Annotated in this window: 18 protein-coding genes; 8 read left to right on the forward strand and 10 right to left on the reverse strand. The window is 62.9% G+C overall.

All coding sequences use genetic code 11. The features are described 5' to 3' along the window. The 8 genes from E3O62_RS12250 to E3O62_RS12285 all read right to left on the reverse strand — a co-directional run. The coding region (locus tag E3O62_RS12250; protein WP_134398692.1) for an ATP-binding cassette domain-containing protein at nt 1-369 on the reverse strand (369 nt) is incomplete at its 3' end. 119 nt (nt 370-488) lie between these two features. Then, entirely contained in the window at nt 489-1,292 is an 804-nt protein-coding gene (locus E3O62_RS12255) for an alpha/beta fold hydrolase (RefSeq protein WP_134398693.1), read from the reverse strand. A 168-nt stretch (nt 1,293-1,460) separates the two neighbouring features. Beyond that, nucleotides 1,461-1,808, reverse strand: coding sequence for a hypothetical protein (locus E3O62_RS12260; RefSeq protein ID WP_134398694.1), 348 nt, complete (start codon nt 1,806-1,808; stop codon nt 1,461-1,463). Between the two features lie 483 nt (nt 1,809-2,291). Next, nucleotides 2,292-2,729 carry a hypothetical protein gene (locus E3O62_RS12265; protein ID WP_134398695.1) on the reverse strand — a complete coding sequence of 146 codons (438 nt, stop codon included), beginning with the start codon at nt 2,727-2,729 and terminating at the stop codon, nt 2,292-2,294. Between the two features lie 198 nt (nt 2,730-2,927). Beyond that, entirely contained in the window at nt 2,928-3,827 is a 900-nt protein-coding gene (locus E3O62_RS12270) for a phosphotransferase (protein ID WP_134398696.1), read from the reverse strand. A gap of 138 nt (nt 3,828-3,965) precedes the next feature. Then, nucleotides 3,966-4,823, reverse strand: coding sequence for a chromosome condensation regulator (locus E3O62_RS12275; protein WP_134398697.1), 858 nt, complete (start codon nt 4,821-4,823; stop codon nt 3,966-3,968). Nucleotides 4,824-5,048: 225 nt separating this feature from the next. Beyond that, the gene (locus E3O62_RS12280) at nt 5,049-5,288 is read right to left on the reverse strand and encodes a hypothetical protein (RefSeq protein WP_134398698.1); all 240 of its coding nucleotides are present in this window, start codon (nt 5,286-5,288) and stop codon (nt 5,049-5,051) included. Nucleotides 5,289-5,401: 113 nt separating this feature from the next. Beyond that, entirely contained in the window at nt 5,402-6,238 is an 837-nt protein-coding gene (locus E3O62_RS12285; RefSeq protein ID WP_134398699.1) for a sigma factor, read from the reverse strand. Nucleotides 6,239-6,323: 85 nt separating this feature from the next. Between E3O62_RS12285 and E3O62_RS12290 the strand changes: the two genes are divergently transcribed. From E3O62_RS12290 to E3O62_RS12320, 8 genes are all read left to right on the forward strand, one after another. Continuing rightward, on the forward strand, nt 6,324-6,692 hold the full coding sequence (locus tag E3O62_RS12290; protein WP_134398700.1) for a DUF1801 domain-containing protein: 369 nt from the start codon (nt 6,324-6,326) through the stop codon (nt 6,690-6,692). 399 nt (nt 6,693-7,091) lie between these two features. Beyond that, the gene (locus tag E3O62_RS12295; RefSeq protein ID WP_134398701.1) at nt 7,092-7,430 is read left to right on the forward strand and encodes a helix-turn-helix transcriptional regulator; all 339 of its coding nucleotides are present in this window, start codon (nt 7,092-7,094) and stop codon (nt 7,428-7,430) included. Between the two features lies 1 nt (nt 7,431). Then, nucleotides 7,432-8,076 carry a dihydrofolate reductase family protein gene (locus E3O62_RS12300; RefSeq protein ID WP_134398702.1) on the forward strand — a complete coding sequence of 215 codons (645 nt, stop codon included), beginning with the start codon at nt 7,432-7,434 and terminating at the stop codon, nt 8,074-8,076. Between the two features lie 9 nt (nt 8,077-8,085). Beyond that, nucleotides 8,086-8,547 carry an SRPBCC domain-containing protein gene (locus E3O62_RS12305; protein ID WP_134398703.1) on the forward strand — a complete coding sequence of 154 codons (462 nt, stop codon included), beginning with the start codon at nt 8,086-8,088 and terminating at the stop codon, nt 8,545-8,547. A gap of 681 nt (nt 8,548-9,228) precedes the next feature. Beyond that, nucleotides 9,229-9,402, forward strand: a complete 174-nt coding sequence (locus tag E3O62_RS16620) for a hypothetical protein (protein WP_166786478.1) — start codon at nt 9,229-9,231, stop codon at nt 9,400-9,402. Beyond that, nucleotides 9,374-9,733 (forward strand): transcriptional regulator, encoded by a 360-nt coding sequence (locus tag E3O62_RS12310; RefSeq protein WP_134398704.1) that lies wholly within the window; start codon nt 9,374-9,376, stop codon nt 9,731-9,733. Before E3O62_RS16620 ends, E3O62_RS12310 begins: the two co-directional genes overlap by 29 nt. Nucleotides 9,734-9,817: 84 nt before the next feature. Continuing rightward, nucleotides 9,818-10,288 carry a hypothetical protein gene (locus E3O62_RS12315; protein WP_134398705.1) on the forward strand — a complete coding sequence of 157 codons (471 nt, stop codon included), beginning with the start codon at nt 9,818-9,820 and terminating at the stop codon, nt 10,286-10,288. Continuing rightward, nucleotides 10,278-10,607, forward strand: coding sequence for a transcriptional regulator (locus tag E3O62_RS12320; protein WP_134398706.1), 330 nt, complete (start codon nt 10,278-10,280; stop codon nt 10,605-10,607). Before E3O62_RS12315 ends, E3O62_RS12320 begins: the two co-directional genes overlap by 11 nt. Nucleotides 10,608-10,648: 41 nt before the next feature. On the opposite strand, the gene E3O62_RS12325 is transcribed toward E3O62_RS12320, so the two are convergent. Continuing rightward, nucleotides 10,649-11,245, reverse strand: coding sequence for a GNAT family N-acetyltransferase (locus E3O62_RS12325; protein WP_134398707.1), 597 nt, complete (start codon nt 11,243-11,245; stop codon nt 10,649-10,651). Then, nucleotides 11,242-11,712 carry a phosphotransferase gene (locus E3O62_RS17160; protein WP_241973473.1) on the reverse strand — a complete coding sequence of 157 codons (471 nt, stop codon included), beginning with the start codon at nt 11,710-11,712 and terminating at the stop codon, nt 11,242-11,244. The genes E3O62_RS12325 and E3O62_RS17160 overlap by 4 nt, the downstream gene beginning before the upstream one ends. Nucleotides 11,713-12,462: the final 750 nt, after the last annotated feature.

Here is a 12,462-nt window from a genome sequence, read left to right on the forward strand (position 1 = left end):
CTCGGCGACCCGGGTCGAAGGCAATCCTCGCAGGCGAGCCAGCGACAGGAGATTCTTTCGAGCCGAGAGCCCCGGAACAAATGACGGTGCCTCGATGAGTGCTCCGACGTCGTGTGCGTAGCGGGCGGGGTTCGTGGTCGAGTGGCCGAATACGGTGGCCCGGCCCGATGTCGGTGGAATGAGCCCGAGCAGGATGCGGATCAGAGTCGACTTGCCGGACCCGTTGGGGCCAAGGAGGCCAACCACGCCGCCCCGGGGAAGAACCATGCTGACGCCATCAAGCGCCGTGAGACTGCCGAACTGGCGCAGTAGGCCGTCGGTGGTGATGGATGCCGCGGACGTGTCCGCTTCGATAGGTGATGTGAGCACTCACTCACATTAGACCGCACAATCGCATTGGGCAACCTTCTGCGGGACGATTGCCCCAAAGAGGATGGCTGACAGCCAAGGCCTCGTGTCAGCGGCTGCTCGTATGGGCTGGTCGCCCGTTACCCCAAACGCGATGGTGGGTGGGCACGACAGAATTCGCGCACGGCGTTGTTCACCGGTTCGGGCCGCTCGAGACTGCTCATGTGGCCTGCGCCCTCGATCGTGACAAGTGTCGTGTCCGGGATCGCCTCCTCGAACTGGCGGGCCACGCTGAGCGGCGAGCGAGCATCAAATTGTCCCCAGATCAGCAGCGCCGGAACTGATATGTGAGGCAGCAAGTCGCTCAAGTCGGTCTCGGCCATAATGTCAAGTTGGTACCCGAGGGTGGCGGGGCGGACGTCGGCTGCGATGGCGGCGAGCAGAGGCACAACCTTCACAGGCGGATCGCCAGCGAAGAGTCCGGGAAGCGTGGGGTCGAAGTCCTCCGGCGGCGCGGCGAGCATCTGGCGGGCATGTGCGACCCGCGCACGTATCTCGTCTGCGGGCAGCGATCCCTTCCAGCCGGCGTAGGTGTCGATCATGATCAGGGTCGCGACGAGCCCGGGATGGCGGCGGTAGAGCTCAAGCGCCACAGTGCCACCCCAGGACAGGCCTGCGACGTGCGCGGGCCCGAGCTCAAGCGTTTTGATCAGCCTTGCGAGCCCGTCCGCAAAGCCTGCTAAGCCGAAGCCCTTCGGAAGGTCGGAGGACCGGCCAGACCCTGGCCCGTCCCACGCCACGACAGTGAATTCGTCGGCCAGGCCGGCAAGCTGCGGTTGCCAGATGCGACTGTCCTCAGCCGCGCCATGGACGAAGACCAGGGGCGACCCCTCACCGACCCGCTCGTAGGCGATCTGGACGCCATCTGCCTCGACAAACTCCACGTTTGAACCATACTCAGGCCCGGACAAGGTGTCGCGTCAGGAACCCTTGTCGACGACCATGCACCACCTCTCGTTCGCGAAGCGACGTTTGGCGTCGAGTTCCACAGTGCAGCCTGATCGAAGGTAGCGGCAGCCATTTCTCCACCTCGTCCGGCGCCTATCCAGTCGCTATTTCGAGCAACTATCGATGAAGGCACTGGTGGACTCATTGAAGTCGCTCAGCACTGGCTGTTCCAGAGTTCCCGCGGATCGCTTCTGCATGATGTCAGCGGCGTTCCTCACGAGACTGCTGAGGTCTTGTGTCTGGCCGCGATCGCTTTCGCCGGCGTTCTCTCGAAGGACCGCCGCCCAGCTGACTACGAGTTGCTCATCGGCACTTTGGGCGGCCTTGCCCGCATCGACCGTGTTGCCGTCAACGCTCCAAGCGATATATGCCGCTTCGGTCGCGTCGAATGAGGGGCCAATGCCGGCCGGTATTGACGAGCATGCGGTGAGCAGCACCAGGCCGATGGACACCCCTACAGCTGTCCCGACAATCGGGACATTCCGACCGCGTCGTCGTTTCATGCGCACCCCCGGAAGTTACGGGCCGTTTGGCCTCGGTAATGATCGACTCTAGATGGCTCATTGTGGACAGGAGCGACCGTCTGGACTAGTTCTTTCGAAGTTCATGTTTGATTCCGCTCTGCCTGCGCGTACTGGAAGTGCGCGCGATTGACGTCGCGTTAGACGCATCGTCCAGCCTGATTCACGGGGCGACGTATTGCCGGGTGATAACCGGCTCGCCCGACGTCCGGCACTGACACGCGCGACCTGGGCGACCGCTACGTCCTCGGCGGCCTGAGCGAGCGTGCGTGTACACCGCAGGGTCAAGGAGCACCACGCCAAGACCGCGTCGTGGACCACAATGGGGACTTCCAAAGTTTTTGGGGGGAGTGACGTTTGGGAACCTTCAGCGCGCCGGTGCCGCAGGTTGGTAACGGAGTCCAGCCGAGGGAGTCACTTTTCGGGGTTGACGATCAGGAAGTCGCCGAGCTTCGTCCACCCGTTCGGGATGATGTCGTCGGCAACCACGACTCTGGCGCTGCCCGTCCCGGAGCTGCTAACCCACAAACGTGTTGCGTTGACATCTGATGCGCAGCTTGATGCTGCACCCTCCGTCGGGTTGGAGATCACGAGGCAGTAGCCCGGTGCCCCGGAGACCGGATCGAGGTGCTTCGTGAGGAAGTAGCTGACACCAGCGAGGTCGCCGACGAAACGGCTGGATTCGGGATCGCTCGTCGCGTCTTCGACCCCGGACGGGAGCACGTCGTCCGGGCCGCTCTCGGCGGCCAAGAAGCTTCGGATCTGCGAGATCGAATCATCGGGTGCGCACCCGGTGGGGACCAGAGCCGCCGTACAGATCAATGCGCCCGCCCGAACCCCTAAACGAACCATTGCCCACGCTCCAGTCCTGTTGTCTGTCCCGACGGTGCCGTGTCGCAGCGCATATTGTGATGACATCCGCGCCAGGTTCTTGGCTCGCGCTGACCGGAGGTGCGTTCGATGAACGAACGCTCAGTGCCGCGCTTGTCTCGCGAAAGACGGTCCGGCTGCGGGCCGCTTGCGCGCCGACGGGCCGAGCTCCGTCGGCGCTTATTCAGTCAGTAGCCGTTCCAAAGTTTGTAACGCTTGGCTAAAGAACACCGGATTGGTGTGTTCGTAGTAGTGCAGGCCACCAATCGCCATCTCGAAAGCCCAGCCGCGTCCGCGCTCCTGGGCCGCAACGTCGAGCCCCATTGCGGTGACGAATGTACTGCGTGCCGGTTCCTCGAAGAGAACCCACGCAGGTTGGAGATCTGCAGCCGGATCGCCAATTGCCGGCATTCCAACATCCACCATGCCCGTGAGCACACCGTTGTTCATGAGGAAATTGCCAGGCATCGGGTCGCCATGGATGCGCAGCGGAGGGTCGATATGTGGTCGGGCCGAAAGCGCCCGCTCCCACACGGCAGTCGCCCTCACCCGATCGATGAGATGGGCTGATCGGTCAATCGACTCCCGCACCCAGGTCGTGTCGGCGAGCGGGCTTCCCCCTCGACCCACGCCATTCCACGGCCGACCGTCCGACCGCACCGACTGAATCGAACCGATAACAGTTGCGAGGTCAGTCGCGAGACGAACATCCCGAGACACTGTTAATCGGTCGAGTGATCTTCCCGGCAACCATGTCCAGAGGGACCAGACACCCGCGTACCCTTCAAACGGTTCACCGACACCAATCAGCTGTGGCACGGCAATGTCGAGAAGGTCGGTGAGAATGACCGCGTGCTCCTGTTCACCGCGAGCATTCTCTCGTGCGACATCCGAATCGGTCGGCACAAGCGGCAGTCGGGCGACGACGTGCTTTCCGACTCGAAACGGTGCGACAACGGTGCCGGCTGACTCGACACTCTCTACGGGCAACCCAGCAAAATCGCTGAACTGCGCCGCGATCGCAGAGGCCACTTCGTCCGCGGCAAGCTCCACTTGACCCTCATGCATCACATAGTTCATCCTCACATGCACGGCGCCCGTAAGCCGGACGTCCAAGGCAGCAGATTCGGCGCCAGTTCACCGAAGTTCCAATATCTCGGGGGAGTGGCGTTTAGGAACCCTCAGCGGGACGTTGCCCGAAGCGCCATCGGCTTCCGGTCAGCCGGAAGCGGCGAGGTGCCAGCCCGCGGTGTCGCACTGCCTGTCATCGTTGTTGCCGGCGGCCAACACTGACCCATCGGCGCGAAGTCCGAGCGTGTGCGTAGAACCGGCCGCAACCGCCACAACTTCACGCCAAGATGCAACATCGCACTGGCCGCGACTGTTGTCGCCGGCAGCGAGAACTCGGCCCCCTGCGACAATGGCAACCGTGTGACAACTGCCCGCTGCCACGGCTACGGCATCGCGCCACACGGCGATGTCCTCGACGCCGGACGTTCGGTCTCCCGTCGCGACCACATGCCCGTCTCTGGTTAGGGCGACGGTATGCAGATATCCCGCCGCCACCGCCTGCAGATCGTGCCATCCGGTCACCTCGCATTGGCCCCTGCGGTTGTTTCCCACAGCTACGGCCGTGCCGTCTGCCCGAAGCCCAATGGAGTGCCAGTCGCCCGCTGCGACGGCGACCAGCTCGTTCCACTCATCAACATCGCACGCCCCTTCGCTCTGTCGACCAGCCGCGCGCGCTGTCCCGTCTGCGAGGAGCGCGAGTGTGCGTCGCCAACCGGCGGCGATACCTACGACGTTCGTCCAGCTGTCGACGTCGCACTGTCCGTTGTTGTTCCAGCCGGTCGCTACGACGGTGCCGTTTTCAAGCAACCCCACCGTGTGGGATCGCCCGGTGTTGGACGCCGTGTGCACGTTGCCGACTGCGACTGCGACGATGCCGCTCCACCGCTCGACGCGACGCTCTTCCGCCTTCGGGATGCCCGCGGTCAGCACCGACCCATCCGCGGTCAGGCCAACGGAGTGACGCCGCCCTGCGGCGATTCGAGCGCGGAAGGATTGCTTAGTCATCTATAGATCGTCCCAGGAGTCCTGACGAAGGACATCAGTTTTTCGTCGGTTGTGCTCCTCAGGGGTGCGGACATATGGAGTGGCGAATCGCTCACGATCGTTATCGATGTGATCAAAGCGCCCGCAAGCCGAACGCCGGGATACAGCGGAGCGGGCGCGCTGGGGAAGGTCTCGCCGTGTAGCCCCGCAGTGGGCCGTTGCGGTTCTTTGGGCGGCTGCGACCGGTTAGTCGTCCTCGGCTGACTCGGCGAACGCCGTCTTGGTGGAGGAGTACCAGTCCATTGATTGTCTTGGGTGCTTCCAACGATCTTTCATTTCCTTATGTGCTTGCTCGTGGGTGGTGTCTCCGGCCTTGACGGCGACTTTGAGATGGCGGTCTTGGGCCTTGATAACTTCATCAGCCGTTTTGCCGAGCAACGGTTCTTCGCAAGGGCCGCCCAGCTGGCGGCAGGTCATTGTTTTCATTGATTCGAATCCTGACTGTGAACGCGTCGCCCCGTTTGAGGTTTGCTACCTGTATGACGGTGGAGCGCCAGCAGGTGTGACCGCTAAGGGGTTCGATTGTTGCAGGCCGCCGGTCAGCTCCGCTGCACTCCTGCATCACGGCGGATGAGGTGCTCCAAAATGGCCGGGTCGGCGCGGAAATCGATCCGATCGACAACCCCGTCGACGACCGTGAAATCGAACGCGACCCGCGGCGAGCCACGATGAAACCATGCCGCGCCCGGGCGGCCGTCGATGAACACGGGCAACGCGGCTTTGGCCGCGCCGTTGAACATCGCTGCGACTACGCTCCGTCCTTCTATCCGGGTTGGCGTTCCCGCCAAGATCGCCGCTTCATCACCGGCGACCACCACCCCCGGCGCCAGCAGCGCCAAAAGCTGCTCAAAATCGCCCTGCCGGGCGGCGGCGAGGAACGCATCCACAACTTCCCAGTCAGCTCGGCGGCGCGGTGCGCCTTCCGGGCGGACCTTGCTGCGCGCTCTCGAAGCGAGCTTGCGTGCAGCGGCGGGAGTGGTTCCGAGCATCGCGGCGATCGTGGGGAAATCGAAGCTGAAGCTGTCGTGGAGCACGAACGCTACCCGCTCGCTTGGTGTGAGGCGGTCCAAGACCACCTGGAGCGCAATCCCAACCGTGTCGGCCAGGGCAAGTGTGTCGGCTGGATCTTCAGTCAGCGAAGGGAACGCCAGATCGTCGACGAGGACCGGTTTCGGGGCGCGCAGCCTGTCCAAACAGAGCCGCGTGGTCACCGTGGTCAGCCAGCCGGGCAGGTTGTCAATGACAGCCTCGGTGGAGTGAAGGCGCAGCCACGCTTGCTGGACGATGTCTTCGGCCTCTGCGTCGTCCCGCAGGATTCGCCCGGCAATACGCAACAACCGGGTGCGCTCCCGCTCGAAAGCTGCAGTCTCGTCCATGAGGGTCACGCTTTCCGTCGAGGTCTCATACTATGGGTGACGTGCTGGCTGCGCCCGGTGTGACGGAAAGGTAGCGGAGATTCCGATGACGTCGATAGATGAGATCATTGCCGCACTAGGCGACTGGCGTGGCGACATGCTGGCCCACATTCGCGGCTTGATCCTTGAGGCCGAGCCGAACGTGGTCGAAGAGACCAAATGGCAGAAGGCGACCAACCCGCTCGGCGTGCCGACGTGGAGTCTCGATGGGCTCATCTGCACCGGCGAGACCTACAAGGACAAGGTCAAACTCACCTTCGCGAAAGGCGCCTCGCTCGACGACGCCGATGAACTCTTCAACGCCAGCCAGACCGCAGGCGTGAGGCGAGCCATCGACCTACACGAGGGCGACAAGATCAACGCCACAGCCTTCCAAGAGCTCGTCCGCGCAGCGGCCACGCTCAACAAATCGTAGGCGAGCGAACCCGATCGATTCAGTGAGCCCAGGCGGCGATTGCCGAGCCGTGCCGAGGAGCACACTGCGCCCACCGACCAAAGACGGTATTCGCGCGCTCTCGCGCAACCTCCCACAGGGGCTTCGCTGTCGCTGCTCAGCTTAAGCCTCGTTGGCTGCCCACGAGGATCGCTTTGATCGACCGATAGACGTTCCGTAGGCCGGACGTCTACGGACGCAGATTCGGCGCCAATCCGCCGAGGTTCCGAAGTGTCGGGGGAGTGGCATTGGGGAACCCTGAGCGGGCCGATTCCCTGTCGACCTGTTGCTAAACGATCGATCCGTAGAGTCTCCAAACGAGAGCACGTTCCTCGCGTGAGCGGGTTGACGAATCGCCGCCCGTCACCAATAATTAGGCATGTGCCTAAGTATTATGATGACCTCGATACCGTGCTGCGCGCTGTCGCGGATCCCACGCGACGGGGCGTCGTGGAGCGGTTGGCGAAGTCCCCAGCGGTTGTGTCCGAACTCGCGGCACCGTTCTCGATGGCGTTGCCGTCGTTCATGCAGCACCTAGGCATCCTCGAGAACGCAGGAGTGATCACATCGGAGAAGCACGGACGGGTGCGCACCGTGAGCCTGCGACCGGGCGCCCTCGACGTGCTGCACCTGTGGCTTGGTGAGCAGCGAACGCCCGCAGAACACAAAGCCGACGGGCTCGGCATCCACCTCACCCTTACTGCCCCGAAGGAGATTTGATATGACTCGCGTTCGCATGGACCTGTTCGTGTCGCTGGACGGCTACACGCCGGCGGACCCGACGCCCGAAGATCCGATGGGCGCCGATTGGGGCCGTCTCACAGCAGCGTACGCCGCGACCCGCACGTTCCGGGAGCATGTTTTCGGCGACACTAGCGGAGCCGGCACGACCGGCGTCGACGAGCGGTACGCCGTCGCGTTCCTCGAGGGGGTCGGCTCCGAAGTCATGGGAGCGGGCATGTTCGGACTCCACTCCTTTCCAGACGACGCGGACTGGAAAGGCTGGTGGGGTGACAAACCCCCGCATGGCACCCCCGTCTATGTGCTCACCCACACCGCACCGCGACCGTCGATCCCGATGGAGGGCGGAACGACATTCCACTTCCGCAGCGCCGCAATCGAGGACGTTCTCGCCGAGGCGACAGACGCCGCGGGCGACTTGGACGTCCGCGTCGGCGGCGGGTACAGCACGGCGCGCGACTTTCTGCGCGCCGGCCTGGTCGATGACTTGCACCTGATGGTCGCCCCGATCTTCCTCGGCCGAGGCAATCGCCTGTGGGACGACCTGCGCGGCTTCGAACTCACCCACACGGTGACCACGGAAGTGGCCGAGAGCGGCGAGATCCACGTCACCCTGACCCGATAGGACGCACACATGACGATCGAACGCCGCCTCGCCCGCGCCGGCTTCACCCTCACCCGCGACTACCTTGTTCCTCGCGAGCGCGTTTGGGACGCGTTCGCCCACGAGGACCAGAAGCGGCGCTGGTGGGGCGCCGGCGACAGCATCGAGCCCGGTGAGTGGGTGTTCGATTTCCGCGTCGGCGGACGCGACATCGACGAGGGAAAGTTTCACAACGGTCCGGTAACGCGATACGAAGCCACCTACACCGACATCGTCGAGCACGTCCGCATCGTCACGACGTACGACATGTGGCTCAACGGGGTCCATATGTCGACGTCCGTGGCGTCGTTGGAGTTCGAGCCGATCAACGAGGGCACCCGGTTTACGCACATCGAGCACGGCGTTTTTTTCGACCAGTTCTGGGCCGACGGGCCCGGTCGTGAGGGAGGCACCCGCGGCCTGCTCGAAGCTCTGAGCAATTACCTCGCGTGACCACTTCCCGCGAACTGCCAACGTCTATCGAGCTCGCCGAATGCCACCGACTGCTCGTGTGGGCCGGCGGTACGTTCCTTTGCAGCCGCTCAGCGGTGTACGCACATTGGCGCCCGTAAGCCGGACGTCCACAGACGCAGATTCAGCGCCAATTTGCCGAGGTCCCGAAGTTTCGGGGGAGTGGCTTTTGGGAACGCTTCGCGGGCGATTGTTCGTGAACGCCGGCTTCTGCTGTGCTGAGTTTGCTCACGGGGCCGTTCATCGCCAGAGGGGAGCTACGGACGGACGTTTGAAACAGCAGTTGCTCGTCCGACTGCCAAGTCATCTCCTAGCCGGTGCACCCCTCTCTAGTTGCTTAACTTGTGGTTATGTGAAATGCTCAAGTGCATGGAAAGTAATTCGCTTGGGCACGAGACTCCGACTGCGGCACAAGCGTCCCTCGAGGCAATCAGTGCCGATCGGCGGAAGCTCGCTAGTCAAACTCGAGCTCCTGCCTGGTACTACCCGGTGCTCGGGCTCGTGACTGCTGCCATCGTTGGCTCCCCGGCCATCAATAGTCCGGTTTGGAGAGCCACAGTCATCGCTGGCGCTTGCGCCGTGACCGTGTTCCTGGAAGTCGCGTACAGGAAAAGCACAGGACTTTCCACGAGCCGTATTCCTGGGCCCCGAAGCTTGCTCGTCTTGATCGGTATCGGAGTTCTGGTGCTGTTCATGCTCTTCGTCTCCGCCCTGCTCACTGTCGCTGGACAGCAGGCGTGGATCGTGGCCACGGCCGCTATCGGCTTCGTAACGATGTTTCCAGGCGGCCTGTTCTACGACCGGATATATGGCGCGGAGCTCCGACGTGGGCTCTGACGCGCACTTCGACGAGTCAATCCATGCGCCGACTCGGCTGCGGCTGTGTGCGATGCTTCGTCCGGTCGACTCTGCTGAATTCTCCGCGCTGACGTCGACTCTCGGAGTCAGCGAAGCGAACCTCTCGAAAACCATCCGGAATCTCGTGGAACTCGGCTACATCACCACCTCTAAACACTCATCACCTGACCGGAGCGACTTCCGCCGGCGGACGAATGTGTCTCTCACCAGTCGTGGGCGACAGGCTTTTGATCAGCACCTCGCGGCACTCCAAGAGATCGCCAACTCGGCACGCTCCGTCCAGACCCCCACAGCGCCGTCAGGCGGGTAATGGATTCAGTCTCGGGGCCTCGGCCATGCCAGCCCAGCCCAAGTCACTTGCAGTTGCGGAAAATGACTGGATAGACTTACCGTTATGGAAAATAACTTGACGCCGAGCGGGCCGGATGACGCCCGGGTCGTATCCGGGCTCCTTGAGGAACTCCAAGCTGACCGGGCCCGTCTTGTTGAGAAGGTCCGGGCACCGAAATGGCTTGCACCTGGATTCGGACTCATCGCTGCCAGTTATGTGGTGACACCTGCTTTCCCCGGCGAGGGAGCCGGGGACTTTGTGCTGAGCACGGCTCTTGTTGCCGGAATTCTGTTGGTCGCCCTGTCATTCCGGGTTACAGGCATCAAATTCACGCGCTTTGGGGTGCAGGCGTGGGCGGCATTCGCTGCGGCCGTGTTGGGCACGCTCGCCCTTTTCAGCGTCTCCCTGGGGCTCGCAGCCACAGGCTTGATCTGGTGGATTGCGGTTCCGGCAGTCGTGGCTTTTGCATGGGTCTTCTGGCTCGCGAGACTAATCTTCTCGACGATGCGAGAGCGTCTTCGCCATGTCCGCTGATGGTATTTTCAACGAGATCATTCATGCACCGTTGCGATTGCGGATATGCGGACTCCTCCGCTCGGTCGATGAGCTGGACTTCGGCGTACTCCGCGACACGCTCGGCGTCAGCGACGCCACGCTCTCGAAGCAATCGAAGGCCCTCATTGACGCCGGCTTCGTCAGCGTCACCAAGAAAACGTCAGCATCGCGCGACGATTCCCGCCGCATCACCTGGCTTCGTCTAACCGCAACAGGTAGAAACACGTTCGACGACCACATTCGTGCGCTGAGGAAGATTTCATTGGGCTTCGATCGCCCTGATGACGCGCATTCTTGAGGCCGTAGACACGTAACCTCCTCCGGGTGGGCGATCTTGTTCTATAGCGGCAGCGTGAGGCTGACCCAGCGTTCTTCAATGGCATAGCCAAGGTGCTCGTTCATGCGGATGCTGCCGGCGTTGACCTGAGCTCCACCTGTGCCGAAGATCCTGACGCCGTCGTTGGCCAACGCCGTGATCGATGCGGCCTTGACGGCAACGGCGAGTCCTCTGCGGCGATAGGAACGGTGGACGGAAGTGAATTCGGTTTCCGCGCGCCCGGTAGTCAGGCAAAGTGCGCTGACGGCCACGAGTTGCCCGTCATTGATGGCACCAAAGAGGCGGCACCCGGATTTCCATAGTTCGAGCACGTTGGACTCGTCGCGGTGGGGCACGGATGTCGCTGGCGTGAATGGGTAGTCGGCGTGGTTCGCGGCTTCAAGGGCCGTGACCTGAGGCGCCCAGCTGGCAGCGAGTTCCTCGATCCGGAATCCTTGGTCCGTTGCCGCCACGACGGCCGCGTTTAGGACCGTCAGGTTGGGCGGATCGCTCAGGCGCAGGCGGGCACCCCACGATTCGCCGACAACGAAGTACCCCGCCTCGGTTAGACGCTTCAGGCGCGGATCATTGACTTGGACTACCTGGATATCAGCGTTCACGGGGCCTTCAGGTCTGCGGACATGTCGAGAAGTCGGTCGCGGTCGCGGCGGTACAGTGCGGCATGCTCCAGGAAATCAGTGCGGCCCGTGTTGGCGGCACGTTGATCCGTGAACACGGCCAGATCCTCCATGCGGTCCGCTGCTGCCCGAAGAACGGCAGCCTGGTCGAACTCATAGCCGTAGGCACGGATGAGCGCATCAAGCCGGTCGGGGCGAGCATCTCGTCCTGGCGCTTCAGGGTCTGAGTACTCGCCGAGCGGGACGAGTCGATAGGCGAGGTAAGCGAGGTCCCAAATCCGTGGTCCGGGGGAGGCCATGTCGACGTCGATAAGTCCCGTGACGTGCCCGTTTTGGAAAACCATGTTGTACGGTGCGACGTCATTCAGGCACACCACCTCGATTGGCTCGTGCGCAGGCAGCTGCCATTCAGCGGCCGCGTGCGCGAGTGGCGCGCTGGCGTCATGCACCCGTCGAAGCAAAGAGCCAGCCTCGTGCAAGATCGTCGGCGACCACATCCAGCTTGGCATTGGGTAGTTGCCGACTACTCCCGGAAGGTAAGAAAGCAATTCGCGGCCCTCGTCGTCCAGGCCAAGAGGCTCAGGCACTTCCGTAACGACCGCCGCGCGGAGTGTGCTCAAAAGTTGATGTATCGCGGGAGTCCAAGGTCCGGTGGGGCGGTGAACGGTGTCGCCTACCCGCACGACCGTGCTCGAGTTTCCCCCGGCCAGAACCTCTCCATCCATCCCCCCAACCTAAGGGCTGAATGCGGAACCCTCTCCGGTGAGGTTTGGTGCTGCAAGACTCACAAGACTCACAGCCACTCACACGGGCATCCGCCGGACAGGTGGGCCGCCAGCTTTGGGCCGTGGACCAGTCCTGCCAAGGAACCGTCAGCGAAGCAGGAGCCGACACTCCTGGAGGCGCGTCGGCCCAGACCAAAGAGGAATCAGGATGGGCGCACGTCCAATGCCACCTGCAGATTCCCCTGCGTATCCTCGCTGAACACGGTCAGCTGATAGTCATAACCGTCCTTGACTGCGCGCCCCGTACACACGATGGTCTCTCCCGCCTCGTTGGCGGGCCGTTGACACGTCCCCTCCACGGAAAACACCAAACCCTGACGGCGCTCACTGAAATTCCCCAGTTCTGCTCACCGAAATTCCCCACTCCGGGTCGCTTCCGCACATAGAAGCGGGCCTTCCTCGATGCTGATGGTC

The sequence above is a fragment of the Cryobacterium sp. TMT2-15-1 genome (assembly GCF_004402345.1).
GTDB classification, from domain to species: Bacteria; Actinomycetota; Actinomycetes; order Actinomycetales; family Microbacteriaceae; genus Cryobacterium; species Cryobacterium sandaracinum.